Consider the following 21,737-nt stretch of genomic DNA (forward strand, 5'->3'; position numbering starts at 1 on the left):
TCATGCCCTACTATCGGGCGCGGTCGGTCGCAGGGCATTGATCGCAGTCAACGATATGGCGAGTTTCATTCCCATTAAAGCATGCCGACGTCATCCAACCCATACCGCGCGAGCATTTCGCGATTGCCCCGTGCGACAGGCGCGTGCTGTGTGAAAAGCGCCCTGTCGGGCTGCAATCGAGACCATTCCTGTCCCGATGTAAGACGAGCAATCTGCCGTGCAATACCGGCGGCGCCATGCACGAAGCGCACGCCAGGGCCGAACGCGCGGGACAATTCCTCTTCCAGCAACGGAAAATGCGTGCACGCCAGCACAACGGTATCGATCCGTTCGCCGTGCGGCATGATGCGCAGAGTGTCCACGGCGCCCGCGATGGCGGCGAAATCCACGACTTCTCCGCTCAGCTTGGCCTCAGCCGCTTCGACAAGGCCCGGCGCTCCATGGCGCAACAGTATCCTGTCAGCCGCAAATTCGTGTTCCAGCCGGTCGACATAGGCTTGGCGGATAGTCGCTTCCGTGCCGAGGAGGCCGATCACGCCGGTCTTGGTGAGGGCCGCTGCCGGCTTGATTGCAGGAACCGTGCCGACGATCGGCACCTCCAGCACTTCGCGCACCATGCCGAGCGCGATCGTGGAGGCGGTATTGCAAGCGATGCAGACGAGGCGCGGCCGGAAACGCTCCGTCATGCGACCCAGCAATCCGGCCACGCGCGCCGCGATCTGCGCCTCCGTCTTCGTGCCGTAAGGCAGGCCCGCGTTGTCGGCGGCATAAATGATCGGCGCGTCGGGAAGCAGTGTGCGCACTTCGGCCAGCACCGTCAGTCCGCCGACGCCTGAATCGAACAGCAGGATCGGCGCAGCCGGATCGATCCCGGCCGCCGAGGCGGCTTGCGGCGTGGAAAACGTATCGGATGCCATCGTCAGTCCCTGAACCTCGCAACCTGTTAACCGCCATGACGCGAAAGACCAACGCACAATCCGCCAAGTTGACTTCTTTCGCGCGCGACAAGCCGCTAAGGCACGATCATGAATTGGATTCTTGCCCTAATGCTCGGTTACGCGCTCGGTTCTGTGCCGTTCGGGCTTATCATAACCCGTTTGGCCGGAGCGGGAGACTTGCGAAGCATCGGCTCGGGAAACATCGGCGCCACCAACGTCCTGCGCACCGGGCATAAGGGACTGGCGGCCGCAACGCTTCTGCTCGATCTCTGCAAGGGTTTGGCTGCCGTGCTCATCGCGGCCCATCTGTGGCCGGAATGGACCGGGCTTGCCGGGCTGGGGGCTTTCGTAGGGCACTGCTTTCCCGTTTGGCTGAGCTTCAAAGGCGGCAAGGGCGTGGCGACCACGGCGGGCATTGCGTTCGGTCTAGCGTGGCCAGTGGGGCTTACTTACGCAGTCGCTTGGATTAGTTTGTTGTTGACGGTGCGGATATCCTCGATCGCGGGGATGAGCGCCGCAGTGATCGCGCCGCTTGCCGCACTGGCATTCGGACATCATGACGCGGCATTGGTGCTGGCGGCGATTGCCGCCCTGGTGCTGTTTCAGCATCGCGAGAACATAGCCCGCCTTCGCGCCGGCACCGAGCCGAGAATCGGGAGCGGCAGGCAGGTATGAGCGGCATGACCGGGCTGTCGCAGGACGAGGCATTTGCCCGCATTCGGTTGCTGCGCTCTCCCCATGTCGGCCCGGTCACTTATGCCCAGTTGCTTGCGCGCTTCGGGGATGCTCGCGTCGTGTTGGAGGCGTTGCCCGATCTCGCAGGGCGGGCCGGAAAACCGTATCAGGCTGCACCGGAACGGCGGATTCACGAAGAAATCGCCGCGGTGCGAAAGTCCGGCGCGCGTTACCTGTTCCACGATTCGCCTGATTACCCGCCGTCGCTAGCGGAAATCGAGGCTGCGCCGCCGATCCTGACAATGCGGGGCGATCCGGCGTTTGCCCTGCGCCCATGTGTCGCCGTTGTCGGCGCGCGCAATGCCTCCGCCGCCGCCGTCAAGCTGGCGCGCGACTTTGCACACGGACTGGCTGAGGCGGGCTTCACCGTCGTATCGGGCTTGGCGCGCGGGATTGATGGCGCGGCGCATGAAGGGGCCCTGGCAGGCGGCGGCTCTACGGTCGGGGTAATCGCCAGCGGGATCGACATCGCTTATCCGCCCGAGCACGCCGCCCTGCAAGAACGGATTGCCGAAGAAGCGCTGCTGCTGGCTGAACAACCGCCCGGCACCGAGCCGTTGGCGCGCCATTTCCCCGCCCGCAACCGCATTATCGCCGGCCTTGCAGCGGGCACGGTGGTGGTGGAGGCCGCGCCGAAATCGGGATCGCTGATTACGGCGCGTCTCGCAGGCGAAATGGGGCGCGAAGTAATGGCGATACCCGGCTCCCCGCTCGATGCGCGCTCGCACGGATGTAACCAGCTGATCCGCGATGGAGCGATCCTGGCGCAATCGCCGCAGGACGTGATCGAACTTCTCACCGGCTTCGACGGAACGCCGCGTTCCGCCTTCCGGGATACCGCCCCAGCCTGGGTAGCCGCCGAGCCGCTGAGTGACGAGCCTGCCGAAGTGATCGATCTGTTGACGACCGCACCGGTGGCCGTGGACGAGTTGATCCGTCAGTCGGGGGCCAGCGCTGCGGCGGTGCAGCTTTCCTTGCTGGAACTGGAAATCGTCGGCCGATTGGTTCGCCACGCCGGGGGGCGAGTGTCGCTCGCCTCTTGACGTGCCTGGCCATCGTTTCCCACCCTACACGTGTATGTATGCGCGTGCGCGCGAAGGAACTTCAGGAAGACCATGCAACTCGTCATCGTGGAATCGCCAGCGAAGGCCAAGACTATCGAGAAGTATCTGGGCAAGGATTACAAGGTCCTGGCCAGCTATGGGCATGTGCGCGATCTGCCGCCGAAGGACGGCTCGGTGCGGCCGGACGAAGGCTTTGCCATGGACTGGGAGCTTTATGGCGACAAGCAGAAGCAGATACGCGCCATCGCCGACGCGGCCAAGGATGCCGATCGCCTGATCCTTGCCACTGACCCGGACCGGGAAGGCGAGGCGATTTCGTGGCACGTGCGCGAATTGCTGGCCAAGCGCCGCGCGCTGCCAAAGGACGTGCAGCGCGTGACTTTCAACGCGATCACCAAGGACACCGTCACCAAGGCGATGCAGGCCCCGCGCGAGCTGGATCAGGACCTGATCGATGCTTACCTGGCGCGTCGCGCGCTGGATTACTTGTTCGGCTTTACCCTTTCGCCTGTGCTCTGGCGCAAGCTGCCGGGAGCAAAGTCGGCGGGGCGGGTGCAGTCAGTGGCGCTGCGCCTGATCGTTGATCGGGAGCGCGAGGTTGAGGCGTTCCGTCCGCAGGAATATTGGTCGGTAGCGGCGCTCTTGGCGCATGACGGCACGGAGTTCACCGCCCGGCTGGTAACGTTCGAAGGCGAGAAGCTCGATCGCCTGAGCCTAGGAAACGAAGGCGCGGCGATGCGCGCCAAGGCAGCGGTCGAAGCCGGCGCCTTCAAGGTCGAGGCTGTCGAGACCAAACCGCATCGCCGCAATCCGCAGCCGCCCTTCACCACCTCGACCCTGCAGCAGGAGGCCGCGCGTAAGCTTGGTTTCTCGGCCAGTCAGACGATGCGGGTAGCTCAGACACTCTATGAGGCGGGGGCGATCACGTACATGCGCACTGATGGGGTGCAGATGGACCCCAGCGCAATCTCTGCTTGTCGCACCGCGATCTCGGAGCGTTTCTCGGGACATTACCTGCCGGAAAAACCGCGCCATTACGAAACCAAGGCCAAGAACGCGCAGGAAGCGCACGAAGCCATTCGCCCCACCGACTTCGGCAGGGATCGCTTCGGCTCCGGCGACGAAGCCAGACTTTATGACCTGATCTTTAAGCGTGCGATGGCGAGCCAGATGGCGTCTGCCGCGTTGGAGCGCACCACCGTGACGTTGCGCGACGGAACCGGCCGCAACGAATTGCGCGCGACCGGGCAGGTAGTGAAGTTCCCCGGTTTTCTCGCGGTTTACGAGGAAGGTCAGGACCATAAGTCGGACGATGAGGATTCCGGGCTGCTGCCCTTCATGAAGGCCGGCGACATGCCCGCCAAAAAGGGCGTCACCGCCGAACAGCATTTCACGCAGCCGCCGCCGCGCTATTCGGAAGCAAGCCTCGTCAAGCGGTTGGAGGAATTGGGCATCGGCCGCCCCTCCACATATGCGGCGACAATCCAGGTGCTCAAGGACCGTGCTTATGTGCGGACTGAGAAAAATCGTTTCTTTGCAGAAGAATCTGGACGTCTTCTCACATCGTTTCTGGAACGCTTTTTCGAACGCTACGTCGCTTATGACTTCACTGCCGAGATGGAAGAGGAACTGGACGACGTGTCCGGCGGCCGGCAGGAATGGAAGGCGCTGCTTGAGGCGTTCTGGCGCGATTTCAAGCCCAAGAGCGACGAGGTGATGGAGAAGAAGCCTTCGGAAGTGACCGAGGCGCTTGACGCGTTCCTGTCCGATTATCTTTTCCCGCCCAAGACCGACGGCAGCGATCCGCGTCTCTGCCCGAAATGCGGCGAGGGCCGCCTTTCGTTGCGCGGCGGGCGTTACGGCGCTTTCGTAGCTTGTTCCAACTATCCCGAGTGCAAATATACGCGCAAGTTTGCGCAGCCGGGCGGCGAGGCCGAGGGCGGCGGCGAGGATGAGGGGCTGGGCCAGGATCCTGAAACCGGCCTGGAGATTGTGCGCCGCGCCGGTCGCTTCGGACCCTACATCCAGCTTGGCGAGGGGAAGGAGGCCAAGCGCGCGTCAATCCCGAAAGACATCGACGAACTTACGCTGGAATGGGCGATCAAGCTGTTGAGCTTGCCGCGCACGGTTGGTCCGCATCCCGAGACGGGTAACGACATCACGGCCAGCATCGGCCGCTATGGCCCGTATCTGGCGCATGACGGCAAATATGCCCGGCTGCGCTCGACCGCCGAGGTGTTCGACACCGGAATGAACGCGGCGGTCGCACTGCTGGCCGATGCCGCCAATCGAGGGGGCGGTGGGCGCGCCAAGGCCGAGCCGATCAAGGTGCTGGGCGCGCATCCCACCAGCGGCGGCGAAATGAAGGTGATGGCCGGTCGCTTCGGTCCTTACGTGACGGACGGCAGCACTAATGCCACCCTTCCGCGCGACCAGAAGCCGGAGGAGCTCACCGCCGAACAAGCCGCTGCGCTGATTGATGCCAAGGCGGCGAAAGGCCCTGCGAAAGGCAAGAGGAAGGCTGCTCCGAAAAAAGCAGCCCCGAAAAAGGCCCCGGCAAAGAAACCCGCGGCCAAAAAGGCCCCGGCAAAGAAAGCCAAGGCCAAGGAAGCGGCCGAATGAGCGAGAAGATCGCCAAACACAAGCAGCCGTGGAAACCGGATGAACTGCAGAAACTCCAAGTCCTCGCCGCCAAGGGGAAGGGCCTGAAGGAAATCGCGAAGGCTCTTAACCGCACCGAGGAATCGACCAAGGAAGCCGCGCGCCAGCACGGCATGGTGATTACCAAGCTGAGGTAGGGGGCTGCTCAATCGCGCAGGCGGTAGAGCCTCAGCTTCAGCGAACCGAGGTGAACATGGGCGTACAGCTCGTAATCGCGCGCGAGCGCCGCCGCCATGATCGGCCGCACTGACCAGTTGGGGCGCGGGCTGACGGGCTTTTCGCCGGTGACGATCACGCCGGGCCGACGCGCCAGTATCGTGCGCAGTTCGTCCCGCGCATCGACATCAATGGCTACGCTATCGGTCGCGCCTGAGATGTGCTGGGGCAACCCGAAGCGAGAGATCAGGCAAGCATCGGTGGCTGAATAGAGCGCGGCATTGCCTTCAAAAATATAGAGGCATCGCCCCTTGAGTTGAGGTCGGATCTGCGCAGCAACCGCTTCGAGGTCGGAAGGGCCGCCAAAGTGGATGCGATTGGCGATCAGGATTGCACCGCCGCCGATAACAACGAATGCGCAGACCAGTTGCGTCACCAGCCGCCGGGCCGGATCGGTGCCGAGCATCGGGGCGATCAGGATTGAGAAGGGCGGCAGCAGGGCGGCGGTATAATGATCGTAGTAAGTTCCGAACACCAGGAATCCACCCGTGGCGACGACGCTCCACGCAGCCAGCCAGCGCAGAGCCGGGTCGCGTTCCGCGCCGTCTCTGCGGCGGCGGCGATGAAGCACGATCAACGTGCCCCAGAACGGCAGCATTCGGCCGAAGTCGGTAAGCAGGTCGGTAATCCGGTCGAACGACAGCGCCGCCCCGGTATTGCGCGCGAAGATCGAAAGAAAGTTCGCCCAGATGAATTGCTGCTGGTAACCCAGATGCCAGTACCAGCCGAGCGCCAGAGCGGTGGGCAACAAGGCGCAAGCGATCCATGCGAGAGCCGCCGGCAGCGTAAGAAGCCAGCCCGCGCGTCGCAGCATCAGCCAGACCAGCGCCAACCCGAAGCCGACCCCTTCGAAGACGACGGAATATTTGATCTGCAGCGCCAGGCCGACCAGCAGCATGGCGAGACTTCCCCTTCGCATCAGGCGGCGCGGCGCAGGCTCGGTGAGAAGGGCCAGGATCATGCTGGCCGCGACCACCATCGGCAGATTGTAGAACACTGGACTCTGCCCGCCGCTGCACCGAAACAGCGCGAGCGCAAAGATATAGACGCAGCCGGCGAAGAATGCCCCTAGGGGATCGGCGATGCGGCGGGCGGTCATCGCGATGACCCACCCTGTCAGCGCCACGCTCACCGTCGCTATCAGCTGATAGGCCAACACGCCGTGACCACCGATCAGATGCGACAGCGCATAGATCAGGAACAATCCGATGGGCTTGCGATCCCATATGTCGACGAAAGGCAAGGCGCCGGACAGCATCCGTTCGCCCACGAGATTGTAGAAGGTCTCGTCCACGTGAATCAGCGGGTCGCCGTAAAGTGGCGCGCGCGTGGCGATGGCAATGGACAGGAGGAGCAGAAATGAAGCGAGGGGGCCGAAGGTCAGCTTCGTTCGTGCCTGCGGTAAATCCGCGTGTAAAGGGTATGTCATATCGCGCGCGCCGAAGGACAGAAACGAGATGGCGCTTCGCGCCGAGGTGGTGGGTTTTGCGGGCTTAGGTCTTGTGCCGCCAGGTCGAGGCGTTGTGACGGCGAACTTGCGGGATGTCCATACCGATATGGCGCTCCAGCCGTTCTCCAGCCGCTTGCATGCGGGCGGCGTCATGATTATCTGGGCCGCATGGCTATCCGCGAAATTCTTGAAGTTCCCGATCCTCGCCTCAAGGAGGTGTCCCGGCCTGTTGAGCAGTTCGACGCCGAGCTGAAGACGCTGGTGGAGGACATGTTCGAGACGATGTACGAGGCGCCCGGCATTGGGCTTGCCGCCATTCAGGTGGGCGTTCCGTTGCGCGTCCTGGTGATTGATCTTCAGCCTGACGATCCCGATGCGGAGCCGGAAGTGTGCACGGCGCACGGCGGGCATCATCACACGCATCAGCCCACCAAGAAAGAGCCGCGGGTTTTCATCAATCCGGAGATACTCGATCCTTCTGACGAGTTTTCGGTCTATTCGGAAGGCTGTCTTTCGGTTCCCGAGATCTATGCCGAAGTGGAGCGTCCCGCCCGCATCCGCGCACGTTGGCATGACCTGGACGGCAATGTTCACGAGGAGGAGATGGAGGGTCTGCTGGCCACCTGCCTCCAGCACGAGATGGATCATCTCGAAGGCATCCTGTTCATCGATCATCTCTCGCGCCTGAAGCGTCAGATGGCGCTGAAGAAGCTGGAAAAGCTGCGCAAGGCAGCGTGAGCCGGGGATAAGTTTCCTACAGGGCTGGCGTTCCCTATACGTTCCGCATAAGTTGCCGGAATGGAAATTGCTGTCGCCACAATCCTCGCGTTGCTCATCGGTTTGGCGGTGGGCTGGTTCTTCGGATCTCGTCCAGCCGCCCAATGGCGTGAACAGGCAGGCGTGCGGGAGCGCGAGGCGCGAGAGATCGATGCCCAGTACCTGAGGACCTTCGCGGATCTCCAGGCCGCTCGCGAACGCGCCAGCCGCGCAGATGCTCTGGAAGAGGCGTTGGAGCGTTTGCGCATGGAACACGGCGAGGCCATGGATCGGCTACGGAGTGATAGCGCGGCCTCGGCTGAACGCCTGCGCGCCGAGTTGACCGCCACCTCTCAGGCACACCAGGACGAGAAACGCGCGTTGACTGAGGAATTGGCGACGCTGCGTGAGAAATCGGCCAATTTCGAAGAACAGAAACGCTTGTTGATCGAGGCGCAGGAGGCGCTTCGCAAGGAGTTTGAAAACGCCGGTGCCAAGGTGCTGGAGACCGCGCAGGAGGCATTTCTGCGTCGCGCCGGCGCACGTTTCGAAGAAAGCGAAAAAACCAATGCCGAGCGTATCGGTTCGCTGCTCGCTCCCGTGGGGGAAAGGCTGAAGAGTTACGAAGCGCAAGTTGCTCAACTCGAAAAGCAGCGGGTCGATGCCTTCGGGCAGTTGACCGGTCAGATAGAAGCGCTTCGGGTCGGTCAGGAACAAGTGAGGGCGGAAGCGGCCCGCCTGGGCAATTCCCTGCGAAATGCGCCGAAGGCGCGGGGGCGTTGGGGCGAGCAGCAACTCAGGAACGTCCTTGAGCAATGCGGCTTGACTGAACATACCGACTTCGAAACGGAGCAGTCTATCTCGACCGAGGACGGCTGGCTGCGGCCCGACGCCATTGTTCGGATTCCCGGCAACAAGCAGTTGGTGATCGATGCCAAGGTATCGCTGAACGCCTATCAGGACGCCTTCGAGGCTGATGACGAGGCCGCGCGGACCGCCTTTCTGGATCAGCACGCGGCCTCGATGCGCAACCATATTCAGACGCTCGGCGCCAAGAGCTATCAGAGCCAGTTCCCCAATGCGCCCGATTACGTCATCATGTTCGTGCCGGGCGAGCATTTCATCGCGGCTGCACTCGATCATGATTCCCGCCTGTGGGACTTCGCCTTCGAACGGCGGGTGCTGCTGGCCAGCCCGACCAACCTTGTCGCCATCGCGCGCACGATCGCCCAGGTCTGGCAGCAAGAAGGGCTGGCAAGAGAAGCGCGCGAGATCGGCAAGCTGGGCAGTGATCTTTACGACAGCCTTGCCAAGACGCAGGACGATCTCGGCAAAGTGGGCGTGCATCTTGGGCGCGCGGTGAACAGTTTCAACGACTTCGCGCGAACTTATGAAGGCAATGTCCTTAGCCGCGCGCGCCGCCTTGCGGAAAAGCACATCAAGATCGGGAAGCGGGAAATCGCTGACGAGGTCCCGCTGGTAGAGGCTGCGCCGCGTTATGCGGACGTTGCGGTCTTGATCGGCGATTCGTCCGAGCCGGAAGCATCCGAAGCCGCGGAGTAAGCGGAACGATCAGTCGCCCTGACGGCCCTCTTTCGCGTTTTCGATACGCACGAGTTCGGCGGTGTGGCCGCTTGACTGCAGGATCATCCGATCGCCTTCGACATTCATGCGAGGCGTGGCGACCAGCAGCGCATTGACGGCATTCCCCTGATTCCATGCGGGATCGGGGCAAGCCATTTCCGTCTGAGCCAGAGGCCCGGCATAAAGGCGGTTGTCTGCATCCACGCGCCAGGGGCCACCCAGCCGGTTGCAGCCGACATTCACACCGATCCTGCCATCGTCAAAAGTAAGATGGGCATCCGTCGAGGCTGGCCGCTCTCCATCGATGCGTTCGAACCGCCAGCTGGTTTCGGCGAGGTGGGAGCGGTCTCCTCTTTCAGAGCATCCGGCCATGAGCGCCGGTATGGCAAGGAGAAAAACGAGTCGCTGCATAGCCTCCCGATAGTGCCATCGGACACATGAGAAACTGATGAATGGAACGCTTAGTGTCGCCGAAAATGCGCCAATGCCTCATAGGCCAGCACTGCGCCCGCGACGGCGGCGTTGAGGCTGTCGGCACGGCCGAGCATGGGGATTGTCACCCTCAAGTCGCAGGCATCTTCATAAGCGGCGGGCAGGCCCTGCGATTCATTGCCCACCATCAGGAAGCAGGGCGCTGCATAAGGCGCGCCGCGGTAATCTGTGGAATCACGCAAGGAAGCGGCCACGAGCTGGCCTTTACCGGCCCGCAGCCAGGTGATGAAATCCTCCCACCGCGCCGTTGCGAGTTGCTGCGTGAAGATCGCGCCCATGCTGGCGCGGACGGCTTCAACAGAGAACGGATCGACGCAGTCATCCAGCAGGATCAGGCCCCCGGCGCCCACGGCGTCACCGGTGCGCAACATCGTGCCCAGATTGCCCGGATCGCGCAGCGCCTGCGCGACTAGCCAGATCGGTGCCCTAGAGCGGTCGATCGCGGAAAGGCTGGTGTCGAATTCTGCGAACACGCCGGCGACGGTCTGCGGATTATCCTTGCCGGTGACTTTGGCGAGAAGCTCCAGATCCATCTCGACCACGTCGCCGCCCGCCCGTTCGACCGCGTGCTCCATCGCGTCCAGCAGCGGATGCGGTTCGCGCCCCGTTGCCATGACCAGGATTTCGGGCACCTTGCCGCATTCGCGCGCGTCAGTAAGCAGGCGCAGCCCTTCGGCAAGAAAGCGCTTTTCCCGTCGGCGGTGCTTCTTGTCCCGCAAAGAACGCAGGAACTTGACGAGCGGATTGGAAAAGCCGGTTATGGTGCGGCGTATAGCCAAAGTGTTTTTCCGCGCCGCTATTCTTCGCCGAAGCCGCCTTTGACCAGCGTAGCAAGCGCGGTCAATGCAGCCTCGGCTCCATCGCCGGAGCAACTGATCTCGATGGTGTCGCCCTTGGCCGCGCCCAACATCATCAGCCCCAGAATGGACCCCCCTGATGCAGAGGTTCCATCTTTCGTCACGATCACGGCGACGCTCTGCGGAAGGTCGGCCACGTGGTTGACGAACTTGGCACTCGCTCTTGCATGAAGTCCACGTTTGTTGACGATGAGCACCGATTCACGGCAATCGATCATGCATCCTGCCCCAGGTATTCGCTTGCTATGGTTATGTAATTACGGCCCGCGTCACGCGCCGCCACAGCGGCTTCGCGAACAGACATGCATTCGCGCGCCTTCGCAAGGCGGATCAGCATGGGCAGGTTGATCCCGGCGATGACTTCCACCTTGCCGGCCTGCATCAGCGATATGGCCAGGTTCGAAGGCGTGCCGCCGAACAGGTCCGTCAGGATGATGACGCCGGATCCGCTGTCGACCTTGCCAATGGCATCGGCAATTTCGCCACGACGACGCTCCATGTCGTCATTGGGGCCGATGCAGACGGTTTCGACGTCGGCCTGGTCACCGACGACATGCTCCATCGCATGGACGAATTCCTCGGCAAGATTGCCGTGGGTAACCAGGATCATGCCGATCATGTTGGCGGAGCGCTCCGAGATTCCTGCAATTGCACCTGGGATTTGCGTTCATTTTTCACGGCGCAGACCCCCTTCAAGAAGGTCGGCCGCCCGTGAGCCCAGGTTGCGGTGCAACAATGTGGGCGAAAAACCCGCCTCGCGCAAGGCTGCCGCGATTTGTTCGGCAGTGAAAACCGATCGGTGTCTACCCCCGGTACACCCGAAAGCGATGTGCACGTAAGCCTTGCCTTGTGCCCGATAGCGCGGAAGCAACAGGAAAAGCAGGTCGCGAATCCGCGTGAATGCTTCCGCGTACGCAGGGTCCTTCCGGATATGATCGCCCACGGCCTGGTCCATGCCGGTCAGCGGGCGCAAATCGGGGTTCCAATGGGGATTTTCCAGAAAGCGCATGTCGAAAACCAGATCGGCAACCGGCGGCATCCCGCGCGAAAAGCCGAAGCTGGAAACGGTAATGGTCAGTTCCTCCGGCGCCCCGGAGGCGAACTGCTCGCGAATCACGCGCTGCAGATCGTTGGCGCTGAACTCCGTCGTGTCGATCAGCAGGTCCGCCCACCGCCGCAGTGGGGCCAGCACCTCGCGCTCGGCGCGGACTCCCGTGGAAACAGGCGCGTCGGAGGCAAGGGCGTGGCGGCGGCGGGTTTCATTGTAACGACGTTCCAGTTCCTTGCTTGAACAGTCCAGGAACAGGGTGGTCAGCTCGATATTGCCGCGCCCTTCCAGGGCCTTGACTTGAGCAATGATTCGTTGCGGGTTGAAGCCGCGCGTGCGGGAATCGAAGCCGATCGCCAGCGGCGTGCGCCCGTCATGGCCGGTTTCAGGCGTGCTTTCGATCAAACCGTCGAGCAGGCGGATCGGGAAATTGTCGACGATCTCCCACCCGAGATCTTCCAGCACGCGCAAAACTGTAGTCTTGCCTGCGCCCAGCATGCCGGTGACAAGCAGCACGCGCTGCTTGTCCGAACCGTTTCCTTCGTCTTCTGACTCGTCCCGAATCACCCGCGATGTTTGCGCGCGGTCGAACCGAAAGGAAAGGGGCGATGTCAGAAATGCAAGCCGTAGTGGCGAAGGGCCAACTCGGCCTTGATGGCTGACCCATCCTCCGGCCAGATTCTCACGCGCGGTAGCATGATGCCACCGATCGTCACCATTTCGGGTCTTTCGATGTAGCGAGGCGCAGCGGCGTCCATGGTAACGACAAGAGCAACCGGCGCCTCCTCTCTGCAAGGGAACGGCAACAGACCAAGATTGCGCACTTCCAGCAGACCGCGGGTCCGGGGATGTGGAGTGGCGATCAAATAATTCTCGGCAGTCGCCAACATCACGCTATCGTCGCCGATCAGATACGCTCCACGATCAATGAGGCCAAGCGCAAGGCTTGATTTTCCGGTCCCCGGCGGCCCATCTATCAGGATCGCGCGCTCACCGATCGCCACGCAGCCGGCCTGCAGCGCAAAAGGCGGATGAATGCGTGTCATTCGTTCTGCCACGCCGGTAACGACATGACCAACCGTGCGCCGGGCGCTCCGTCCGTACGATCTGTCGCCATCAGCTTTCCGAAATGCGCCTCGACAATGGTGTGTGCAATCGCCAGGCCCAGGCCCGAATGCTTGCCGAACTCCTCGCCGGACGGGCGCAGCGAATGGAAGCGTTCAAAAATCCTTTCGCGCGCGCTTTCGGGTATGCCGGGCCCGTGATCGGAAACGGCGATTGTCACCCGGCCCCCGGAGCCCGAAATGGTGACCTCGATCGAGTTTCCCGCAGGCGAAAAGGACACCGCGTTGTCGAGCAGATTCTGCAACACGCGTTCGAGGCGCGCCGCATCTCCGGGCACGACAAGGCCATCATTGCCTTCCCGCACCAGAGAAATGAGGCAATCGCCATTGACGCCGCGCTGCGCGCGTTCAGCCACCACGGCTTGAATGAGGCGAAACATGTCTACCGGTTCGAACGTCGTGCGGCTGAGTTGCGCGTCGATGCGGCTGGCATCCGCGATTTCGGTGACAAGGAAGTCGATCCGGCGCACGTCATCCTTGGCCACGCCGATCAACTGGCGGCGTAGTTCCGGTTTATCCACCCGCTCCAGGCTTTCAAGAGCGCTGCGCAAGGAGGTGAGCGGATTTTTCAGTTCATGCGCGACATCAGCGGCAAAGCTTTCCACGGCATCGATTCTTTGGCGCAAGGCACCGCTCATGTCGGAGATGGCGCGGGCCAGCAGGCCGATCTCGTCACGGCGATCAGGCAGGCGTGGCACGATAACACTGCGGTCACGCCCCAAGCGTACGCGCACGGCCGCCCGCACCAGTTTGCGCAGCGGTTCCACGATCGTACGGGCGAGAAACAGTGACAGCAGGATCGATACGCCCAGTGCACCGCCAACGATGATCGCCAGCGTCTGTCGCGCCATTCGCACGTTCTCAGTGATATCGCGCGCGTTGCGCGTGACAAGCAGCGCGGACCCGTCATTGCTTACCGGCGTGGCGGCGATAATCACCGGCGTCTGATCTGGCGCGGCCTTGTGGCTGACCAGCGTCTGCCCCTGCGCCAGCGCCGCCGCCAGCTCCGGCCACGCTTTGGCGCCAGTGTCCGCCGGATCGTGATAAGGTGGAATTTCGGGCGCGCCGAGGAGGAAATCCATGCCGCGATCGAGCAGGCGGGCCGCGTCCTGATACCAGGGCTCGTTGGCGGGATCGACCAAGGTGTAAGACGGCCGGCCCAGTTTGAAGCTGTCCGCCAGAAGCTTCCCCCTGGGATCAAACAGGCGCAGGCGCAGGTCCTGCTCGGAGCCGATCCGCGCGATCAGCTCCAATCGCCGCCGGCCGCTCTCTCTTGCCAGGGCAGCGGCCGTGATATCAGCTTCGGAACGGGCGAGACGATAACGCTCGGCAAGCAGTTCCCGGCGATAGCTGTCGATGTAGAACAGGCTGCCGGCGAGAAGCGCCAGCGCGATCACGTTCACCGCCAGGATGCGAACCGTGAGCGAAACGCGCCAAGGCAATCCCAATCTGGAGGCAATGCCCTGATGCTGCAGGCTCCGCCTGGTGGACCGGTTCTTTTCAGCCATCAGCGAAGGAATAGCCGGCGCCATAGAGTGTATCGATGGCGCTGAAATCAGGATCGACCGCGCGGAACTTGCGCCGCAGCCGCTTGATGTGGCTGTCGATCGTGCGATCGTCCACATAGATGTCTTCGCTATAAGCCGCGTCCATCAATTGGTTGCGGCTTTTGACCACGCCGGGGCGAAGCGCCATCGCTTCCAAGATAAGAAATTCGGTGACGGTCAGCGAGACAGGTTTCCCGTCCCACGTGACCTGATGCCGGGCCGGATCAAGTCGAAGGCGACCGCGCACCACGGGATCGGGAAGGTTCCCGGCCTCCACTTCTTCCAGTGCCGAACGCGACAACTCGCTGCGCCGCAGGATTGCCCGGATGCGCGCCACCAGCAACCTCTGGCTGAATGGCTTGGTGATGTAGTCATCGGCGCCCAGCGCCAGGCCAAGCGCCTCGTCCGGCTCTTCGTCCTTGGAGGTCAGGAAGATGACCGGCAGGCTTGATTTTTCGCGTAGCGCCTTCAGCAGCGAAAGGCCGTCCATGCGCGGCATCTTGATATCGAAGATGGCAAGGTCGGGCGGGTTTTCGAGGAGTGCTTTGAGCGCGGTCTCGCCATCGGTATAGACGCGCGTGGCAAATGCTTCCGCCTGAAGGCCGATCGAAACCGTGGTCAGGATATTGCGATCGTCGTCGACCAGCGCGATGGTCTGCTGGCGCGGGGCAACCGGATCGGACTCTGCGGCGGGCGTCGGGGCATCAGCCATAAGCGAGCGGGCCTTCCCTTCGCGGTGAAACGTCTCGTACGATGCCTAGCGCTTGCCCGTGCGGCTGACAATCGCTCCAAAATCGAGACCAAATCTTTCACGTTTGCGCCCGGAGCAGTTTCAATTGATGCTGATTTGACCGAAAAGGTGGCGTCGACTATGCGCGACCCGATTCTAGCAGACTCTGCGGCAAAGCCGCTTTTGCCCTCCGGGCGCGCCCCGGTAGTGCGATCTTTTGGAGGACATGACATTGACCGCTTCCCTTAGCTATCCGCTCGCGAAACAGGGCATTGAAACGAAGGCGCAAATTCTCGCGAACCTCGGCACCGCCCCGCTCGTGGAGCAGGCTGTCCGAAACGGGGAGGGTATGCTTTCGGTCGATGGGCCATTCGTCGTCGCCACCGGCAAGCACACCGGGCGTTCCGCCAAGGACAAGTTCATCGTCAAGGATGCGGAAACGGAAAACACGGTGTGGTGGGGCAAGACCAACGTTCCCATGACGCCGGAACATTTCGCCGCGCTCAAAGAGGATTTCCTCAAGGCTGTCGCCGAAAAGGATAAGCTCTATGTCGCCGATCTGTTCGGCGGCTCGCAGCCGGAATACCGCGTTAATGTCCGCATCATCAACGAGTTGGCCTGGCACAACCTGTTCATCCGCACCCTGCTGGTGCGTCCGTCAGCCGATGAACTGGCCGGCTTCGAGCCCGAATACACGATCATCGACCTGCCCAGTTTCCGCGCTGATCCTGAGCGCCATGGCAGCCGCAGCGAAACCATCATTGCCGTTAACTTCACAGAAAAGCTGATCCTCATTGGCGGCACTGCCTATGCCGGCGAAATGAAGAAGTCGGTTTTTGGGATTCTGAATTACCTGCTCCCGGTCAAGGGCGTGATGCCGATGCACTGCTCCGCGAATATCGGGCCCGCCGGCGACACCGCGGTGTTCTTCGGCCTGTCCGGCACGGGCAAGACCACGCTGTCCGCCGATGCTTCGCGCACGCTTATCGGGGATGACGAGCATGGCTGGTCTGACACTGCCGTGTTCAATTTCGAAGGCGGTTGTTACGCCAAGATGATTCGCCTTTCGGCTGAAGCTGAGCCGGAGATCTATGCCACGACCAAGCGTTTCGGCACGGTGCTGGAAAATGTGGTGATCGATCCGGACACCCGCGAGATTGACCTTGACGACAATTCACTGGCGGAAAACAGCCGCGGTTCCTACCCGATCGACTTTATTCCGAACTCTTCGGAAGAGAACCTGGGGCCGGTTCCGAAAAACATCATTTTCCTGACCGCGGACGCTTATGGCGTGCTGCCGCCGATCGCGCGGCTCACTCCGGACCAGGCGATGTATCACTTCCTTTCGGGCTACACCGCTCGTGTTGCCGGCACTGAGATCGGCGTCACGGAGCCGGAAGCGACTTTCTCCACCTGCTTCGGCGCACCGTTCATGCCTCGCCATCCCACTGTTTACGGCAACCTGCTGAAGGAGCGCATCGCCAAGGGCGGGGTGAAGTGCTGGCTGGTCAACACCGGCTGGTCAGGCGGAAAGGCGACGATGGAGGGCATCAAGCGCATGCCGATCAAGGCGACGCGCGCTCTGCTTAACGCCGCGCTTGACGGCAGCCTGAACAGCGCGGAGTTCAAGGAAGACCCGAACTTCGGTTTCGAAGTGCCGGTGGCGGTGTCGGGCGTTGAGACTCGCTTGCTCGATCCGCGCGGGGCTTGGGCTGATCCGCTGGAATACGACAAGACCGCGCAGACGCTGGTGAAGCAGTTCATCGATAACTTCGCCCAGTTTGAGGATCATGTTGACGAGGGCGTTCGCGCAGCCGCGCCTGCCGCCTGAGACAGCGCTTCATTTTGCTATCGCAAGGGCTCCGGGGCAGTGGCCTCGGAGCCCTTGTTTTTTCATCAATCGTATCTGCGCGGGTCTCAGGAGAACTTTCGCTTACGAACTTATTTCCGGGCTTCGCGCCATCTCGGTCCGAACGAAGCCGTTGAACGCGGCACGGCGTATCAAGCCGCCGATAGCGATCGAGATGCGGCCGACCTTCCGGCGTTCGCGCCAAAGGTGATCGATCATTGGGTGGTCGGCAGATGCGCAGCTGTCGCTCCAGGCAATCTCCGGCCGTTCGAGCATGGTCAGGTTCTCCCGCTGAAGCAGCACTCCTGGGGAAAAGCGCGCGAACTCCTCATCGAATGCGGTCTTGTAGGAAAAAGCGCCTGGCGGGGTGAGGAACGTCGCCAGCATGGCAATCGGCCTATCGCTTAACCGCAGTGTCAGCCGTTCCAGCCGGCTTTGCGCCGCTGCGCCTTGCAGGCTTTCGCGGAACAATTGGGCCGTGCCCTCTCGGCAGGCAAGCGCGGAGCCGGCTGCGCCTTTCCAGCCGGCCGCTTCAAGCGCGAAGAACTGATCGCACCATTGATCTATATCGTCCGCGCCGGTGTGGCGCTCGTATGAAACTTCGCCTTCGTCGGCAAGGCGATTGGCCTGACGGCGCAGTTCCTTGCGCTTCTTGCTCGAAAGTGACGCTTCCAGATAGCTTTCGGGAGAGAGATCGGAGGCCAGCATGGCGCGTGTTTCGTTGTGGACGATCGTTATCTTGCGGCCATCGCAGGCGATTACCCCTCGCAACGCGGCATGCATCGGACCGCCGAGCACGATGCCGCGCAAATGCATGAACAAGGCGGCTCCCGGCGCGCCATCGGCCCATTCCAGCGTGGCGCGCCAGAAGGGCGCTTCGCATCCTTTCGCAACCAGCGGCACCCCGCAGAAGCAGTTAGCGTGGAGCCAGCTTGACAAGTGCGGCACCGGCCAGCGGTAATACCGCGCGGGCCGAACGACCGGCAGGATACCGGCCAGCTCGCCGTCCTGCTCGAAGCGTAGCACCGTCACCGCGTCCGTTTCCGGAAGATGGCGCAGCGAAGGAAGAAGATACCAGCTTTCGAAGAAGGGGTTAGGCTCCGCCGCTCGCCCCGCTAAACGATCCCACGCCTCGACTTCATCCTCCAGCATGCGCCAGGGCACGCAGGCGAGCGTGAAGTTGGGCAGGTAATCGCGTTTGGCGGCTGTATCGCGCGCCAAGGACGCGTTATTTTTGTTTCCTTTGCTGGCCACGTATTTGAACTTCCGGTTGGGGGCGGCGGAATGTTTCGGCGTGCCTAATGGTTAACTATCAAGGAATTACTAACAGTAACAGATTGATTGATTGAACGATTTCAAAAAGAAAGCCCACCGGATCGTCCCGGCGGGCCTTCGTTTTTAAAGATCAGGTAAAGCCTATCAATGAGCCGCTATCGCCGCCAGAAGTAGCAGGGCGACGATGTTGGTGATCTTTATCATCGGGTTTACGGCCGGGCCCGCGGTGTCCTTATAGGGATCGCCCACGGTATCACCGGTCACCGCAGCCTTGTGAGCCTCGGAGCCTTTGCCGCCGTGATTGCCGTCTTCGATGAATTTCTTGGCATTGTCCCACGCGCCGCCGCCTGATGTCATTGAGAGCGCGACGAACAGGCCGCCGACGATCACGCCGAGGAGCAGAGCCCCAAGCGCGGCGAAACCGTTTTCAGCGCCGGCCACGGTCTTGATTGCGAAGAACACAACGATGGGCGCCAGCACCGGCAGCAGCGAGGGCAGGATCATCTCCTTGATCGCCGCCTTGGTGACCAGGTCCACCGTCTTGGCATAGTTTGGCTTGGACGTGCCGGCCATGATGCCGGGATCGTTGTGGAACTGGTCCCGCACGTCGACCACGACATCGCCGGCGGCACGGCCCACCGCCGTCAGGCCGAGCGCGCCGAACAGATACGGCAGCAGCGCACCGAGCAGCAACCCGACGATCACATACGGGTTCTCCAGGCTGAAATCGACCTCCAGGGTCGGGAAGAACTCGCGAAGGTCAGTGGTATAGGCGGCGAACAGCACCAACGCGGCAAGGCCCGCCGAGCAGATCGCATAGCCCTTTGTAACGGCCTTGGTGGTATTGCCCACCGCATCGAGCGCGTCAGTCTTCTCGCGCACGCTGTCGTCCAGGCCGGCCATTTCGGCAATGCCGCCGGCATTGTCCGTAACCGGGCCATAGGCGTCGAGCGCAACGACCATGCCAGCAAGCGCCAGCATCGCGGTCGCCGCATAGGCAATGCCGAGGAGTCCGGCGAGTTGGTAAGCGACGATTATGCCGGTGACGATCACCAGGGTCGGCAGCGCCGTTGCTTCGAGCGAGACCGCCAGACCTTGGATCACGTTAGTGCCATGGCCGGTGATCGATGCTTTGGCGATCGAGCGAACCGGCCGATAGGCGGTGCCCGTGTAATACTCGGTGATCCAGATGATGAACCCAGTGATGATCAGGCCGACCAGCGAGCAATAGAACAGGACGCGGCCGGTAATCTGGCCGTCATCGATCGGTGTTTCCATGTCGCCCAGCGCGTAACGAATGGCAAACCAGATAGCGGGAACCGACAGCACGGCCGTCACCAGGAAGCCCTTGTACATCGCGTTCATGATGTTGCCCGAACTGCCCAGGCGCACGAAATATGTGCCGATGATGGAGGTGACGATGCACACGCCGCCGATCAAAAGGGGCAATGCCATTAGCGCGTTCAGGTTGGGCAAGCCCTTCAGCAACAGCGCTGTCAGCACCATGGTGGCGCCGACGGTGACGACGTAAGTTTCGAACAGGTCGGCGGCCATACCGGCGCAGTCGCCCACGTTATCGCCCACATTGTCAGCGATCACGGCCGGATTGCGGGGATCGTCTTCGGGAATGCCCGCTTCCACCTTGCCGACGAGATCGGCGCCGACGTCCGCCGCCTTGGTGAAGATGCCGCCGCCGAGGCGCGCGAAGATGGAGATCAGCGAGGCGCCGAAGGCCAGCGCGGTGAGCGCTTGCACCACGGTGCGGTCTTCTCCACCCACGGTATGGCCGGCGGGGCCGGTCAAGTACCAATAGAACACAGCGATCGCGAGAAGCGCGAGGCCGGCGACCAGCATCCCCGTGATGGCGCCGGCGCGAAATGCGAGGGTCAGGCCCGGCTGCAGGCCATGTTGAGCCGCCGCCGCCGTGCGTACGTTGGAACGCACGGATATGTTCATGCCGATGAAACCGGCGACGCCGGAAAGGATCGCGCCGATGACAAAGCCGGTGGCGGAGAGCGAGCCCAGCGTTACGGCGATGATGACGGCGACAATCACGCCGACCACGGCGATCGTGGAATATTGCCGCTTCAGGTAAGCTTGAGCGCCTTCCTGAATGGCTGCTGCGATTTCCTGCATCTTTGCGCTGCCGGCCGGAGAGCCTAGCACCTGACGACTGGTGACGAAGCCATAGACGATGGCTAGAAGCCCCAGGACAATTGCGATCGTGACTAAGTTCACGTAACGCCCCCTTCCCATTTGTTTTTCGTTGTTTCGACAGGTTTTCCTGTTCGAAGGCGAAAGGGCTACAGACAAGCTGGGAGGCTGGCAAGCGGCTTATCCGCGGCGGCGCTACATGCTCGCGGCCGGTCAAATCATTGCGGCGACGGTATGGTCAGTGGCGATAACCCACGTGATCGGGCAGCGGGACAGGTTGGCCCTGGTGGAAAAGCACCAGTCCGCCGCCGTCCGAAACCGCACCGATCGCGCTGACCTGGCGGTCAAGCGCGGCGGCTGTTTCGCGGATGCGCGCGGTATGCTCCGGTGGGGCGGCGAACAGCAGGCAATAATCGTCACCCGCTGTCGCGGCCATGAGCCGAGCGTCGAAATCATCTCCGGCGGCTGCCCGAAACGCGGGGGATAGGGGGACGCTTTCGATGCCTATGCCGATAGCGACGCCGCTGGCTTCCGCCATGCGTTGAACATCGATCAGAAGTCCATCCGATATGTCCATCATGGCTGATGCAAAGGGAGCCAGGGCGGGGCCGAGGCGAGTGTCAGGTGACGGCGTGCGATAACGCGCGACCAACCATTGCGCGGCCGATTGTTTCGCTTTGCGGCCGCGAAGCACGGCCAGGCCAAGCCCCGCGTCGCCGATCGTGCCGCTGACCCAAAGGCGGTCTCCGACCCTGGCGCCGCCGCGTGACGGGACAGGTTGATCCCTCTTCGCACGGCCCAGCGCCGTCAGCGAGAAACTGCGCGGCGCGCCCTCGGGCATGCGCACCGTGTCACCGCCCAGAAGGGGCAGACTGAAATGCGTGCAGGCGCGCGCCAGTCCGTCAAGAAAGGCCCGGTCCCACGAGTCTTCACCAAGCGCGTGGGAATAGAGGCAAGCCAGCGGCTCGGCACCTTTGGCCGAAAGATCGGATGCGTTGACTGCGACCAGTTTCCACGCCACCGTATCCGGCGGGTCATCGGGCAGGTAATGTACGCCTTCCACGAGCGTATCGAGCGTGAGCACCAGCTTTTCATCGCCGATCTGAATGACTGCGGCGTCATCCAGCAAGCCACGCGCAGCGGAGGATGTGGCAATGCGACGCAGCGCGTCAATCAGGGCGAACTCTGTGGTCACCCCATGTTCATGCCCAGCCGGTCCCTTCCTGTCGAGAGCCGGCTTACAGCCAAGAATGGGCG

20 protein-coding genes are annotated in these 21,737 nt (G+C 62.3%); 7 read left to right on the top strand and 13 right to left on the bottom strand.

What is annotated here, in order from left to right:
- Positions 1–74: 74 nt before the first annotated feature.
- The gene (gene murI / locus V7D69_RS01960; RefSeq protein WP_333604949.1) at positions 75–917 is read right to left on the bottom strand and encodes a glutamate racemase; all 843 of its coding nucleotides are present in this window, start codon (positions 915–917) and stop codon (positions 75–77) included.
- Between the two features lie 108 nt (positions 918–1,025).
- Between murI and plsY the strand changes: the two genes are divergently transcribed.
- The 4 genes from plsY to V7D69_RS01980 all read left to right on the top strand — a co-directional run bounded on the left by plsY (position 1,026) and on the right by V7D69_RS01980 (position 5,535).
- Positions 1,026–1,613 carry a glycerol-3-phosphate 1-O-acyltransferase PlsY gene (gene plsY, locus V7D69_RS01965; protein WP_324062791.1) on the top strand — a complete coding sequence of 196 codons (588 nt, stop codon included), beginning with the start codon at positions 1,026–1,028 and terminating at the stop codon, positions 1,611–1,613.
- Positions 1,610–2,716, top strand: coding sequence for a DNA-processing protein DprA (gene dprA, locus V7D69_RS01970; RefSeq protein WP_333604950.1), 1,107 nt, complete (start codon positions 1,610–1,612; stop codon positions 2,714–2,716). Before plsY ends, dprA begins: the two co-directional genes overlap by 4 nt.
- 72 nt (positions 2,717–2,788) lie before the next feature.
- On the top strand, positions 2,789–5,359 hold the full coding sequence (gene topA / locus V7D69_RS01975; protein ID WP_333604951.1) for a type I DNA topoisomerase: 2,571 nt from the start codon (positions 2,789–2,791) through the stop codon (positions 5,357–5,359).
- Complete coding sequence (locus V7D69_RS01980) at positions 5,356–5,535, top strand: hypothetical protein (protein ID WP_324060949.1); 180 nt, start codon at positions 5,356–5,358, stop codon at positions 5,533–5,535. Before topA ends, V7D69_RS01980 begins: the two co-directional genes overlap by 4 nt.
- Before the next feature lie 8 nt (positions 5,536–5,543).
- On the opposite strand, the gene V7D69_RS01985 is transcribed toward V7D69_RS01980, so the two are convergent.
- Positions 5,544–7,217: an ArnT family glycosyltransferase gene (locus V7D69_RS01985; RefSeq protein WP_324060950.1), complete on the bottom strand. Its 1,674-nt coding sequence runs from the start codon at positions 7,215–7,217 to the stop codon at positions 5,544–5,546.
- Between the two features lie 15 nt (positions 7,218–7,232).
- Here V7D69_RS01985 and def point away from each other — a divergent pair, with 15 nt between their 5' ends.
- Both def and rmuC read left to right on the top strand, forming a co-directional pair.
- Positions 7,233–7,802, top strand: coding sequence for a peptide deformylase (gene def, locus V7D69_RS01990; protein ID WP_324060951.1), 570 nt, complete (start codon positions 7,233–7,235; stop codon positions 7,800–7,802).
- Positions 7,803–7,862: 60 nt separating this feature from the next.
- Complete coding sequence (rmuC, locus tag V7D69_RS01995) at positions 7,863–9,383, top strand: DNA recombination protein RmuC (RefSeq protein ID WP_324060952.1); 1,521 nt, start codon at positions 7,863–7,865, stop codon at positions 9,381–9,383.
- A 9-nt stretch (positions 9,384–9,392) separates the two neighbouring features.
- Here the strand turns inward: rmuC and V7D69_RS02000 are convergent, their stop codons facing one another.
- The 8 genes from V7D69_RS02000 to V7D69_RS02035 all read right to left on the bottom strand — a co-directional run bounded on the left by V7D69_RS02000 (position 9,393) and on the right by V7D69_RS02035 (position 15,184).
- Positions 9,393–9,776, bottom strand: coding sequence for an META domain-containing protein (locus V7D69_RS02000; protein ID WP_333604952.1), 384 nt, complete (start codon positions 9,774–9,776; stop codon positions 9,393–9,395).
- 89 nt (positions 9,777–9,865) lie between these two features.
- A complete protein-coding gene (locus V7D69_RS02005; RefSeq protein WP_333604953.1) occupies positions 9,866–10,675 on the bottom strand; it encodes a TrmH family RNA methyltransferase in 810 nt (269 codons plus the stop codon).
- 17 nt (positions 10,676–10,692) lie between these two features.
- A complete protein-coding gene (locus tag V7D69_RS02010) occupies positions 10,693–10,971 on the bottom strand; it encodes an HPr family phosphocarrier protein (protein WP_324060955.1) in 279 nt (92 codons plus the stop codon).
- Positions 10,968–11,372, bottom strand: a complete 405-nt coding sequence (locus tag V7D69_RS02015) for a PTS sugar transporter subunit IIA (RefSeq protein WP_324060956.1) — start codon at positions 11,370–11,372, stop codon at positions 10,968–10,970. The genes V7D69_RS02010 and V7D69_RS02015 overlap by 4 nt, the downstream gene beginning before the upstream one ends.
- A 48-nt stretch (positions 11,373–11,420) precedes the next feature.
- Positions 11,421–12,365 (bottom strand): RNase adapter RapZ, encoded by a 945-nt coding sequence (gene rapZ, locus V7D69_RS02020; RefSeq protein WP_324060989.1) that lies wholly within the window; start codon positions 12,363–12,365, stop codon positions 11,421–11,423.
- A 47-nt stretch (positions 12,366–12,412) separates the two neighbouring features.
- A complete protein-coding gene (locus V7D69_RS02025) occupies positions 12,413–12,847 on the bottom strand; it encodes an HPr kinase/phosphorylase (RefSeq protein WP_324060957.1) in 435 nt (144 codons plus the stop codon).
- A complete protein-coding gene (locus tag V7D69_RS02030; RefSeq protein ID WP_324060958.1) occupies positions 12,844–14,433 on the bottom strand; it encodes a sensor histidine kinase in 1,590 nt (529 codons plus the stop codon). Before V7D69_RS02030 ends, V7D69_RS02025 begins: the two co-directional genes overlap by 4 nt.
- Positions 14,426–15,184 carry a response regulator transcription factor gene (locus V7D69_RS02035; RefSeq protein WP_324060959.1) on the bottom strand — a complete coding sequence of 253 codons (759 nt, stop codon included), beginning with the start codon at positions 15,182–15,184 and terminating at the stop codon, positions 14,426–14,428. Before V7D69_RS02035 ends, V7D69_RS02030 begins: the two co-directional genes overlap by 8 nt.
- Before the next feature lie 244 nt (positions 15,185–15,428).
- Between V7D69_RS02035 and V7D69_RS02040 the strand changes: the two genes are divergently transcribed.
- Positions 15,429–17,033: a phosphoenolpyruvate carboxykinase gene (locus tag V7D69_RS02040; protein ID WP_324060960.1), complete on the top strand. Its 1,605-nt coding sequence runs from the start codon at positions 15,429–15,431 to the stop codon at positions 17,031–17,033.
- 102 nt (positions 17,034–17,135) lie between these two features.
- Here V7D69_RS02040 and V7D69_RS02045 read toward each other — a convergent pair whose 3' ends face one another.
- The 3 genes from V7D69_RS02045 to thiL form a co-directional block, all read right to left on the bottom strand.
- On the bottom strand, positions 17,136–18,203 hold the full coding sequence (locus tag V7D69_RS02045) for a GNAT family N-acetyltransferase (protein ID WP_442947035.1): 1,068 nt from the start codon (positions 18,201–18,203) through the stop codon (positions 17,136–17,138).
- Between the two features lie 267 nt (positions 18,204–18,470).
- Positions 18,471–20,564 (bottom strand): sodium-translocating pyrophosphatase, encoded by a 2,094-nt coding sequence (locus V7D69_RS02050; protein ID WP_333604955.1) that lies wholly within the window; start codon positions 20,562–20,564, stop codon positions 18,471–18,473.
- 154 nt (positions 20,565–20,718) lie between these two features.
- Positions 20,719–21,675, bottom strand: a complete 957-nt coding sequence (gene thiL, locus V7D69_RS02055) for a thiamine-phosphate kinase (protein ID WP_324060963.1) — start codon at positions 21,673–21,675, stop codon at positions 20,719–20,721.
- Between the last annotated feature and the right edge of the window lie 62 nt (positions 21,676–21,737).

It is taken from the genome of Novosphingobium sp. (genome assembly GCF_036733805.1).
Taxonomy (GTDB): domain Bacteria; phylum Pseudomonadota; class Alphaproteobacteria; order Sphingomonadales; family Sphingomonadaceae; genus Novosphingobium.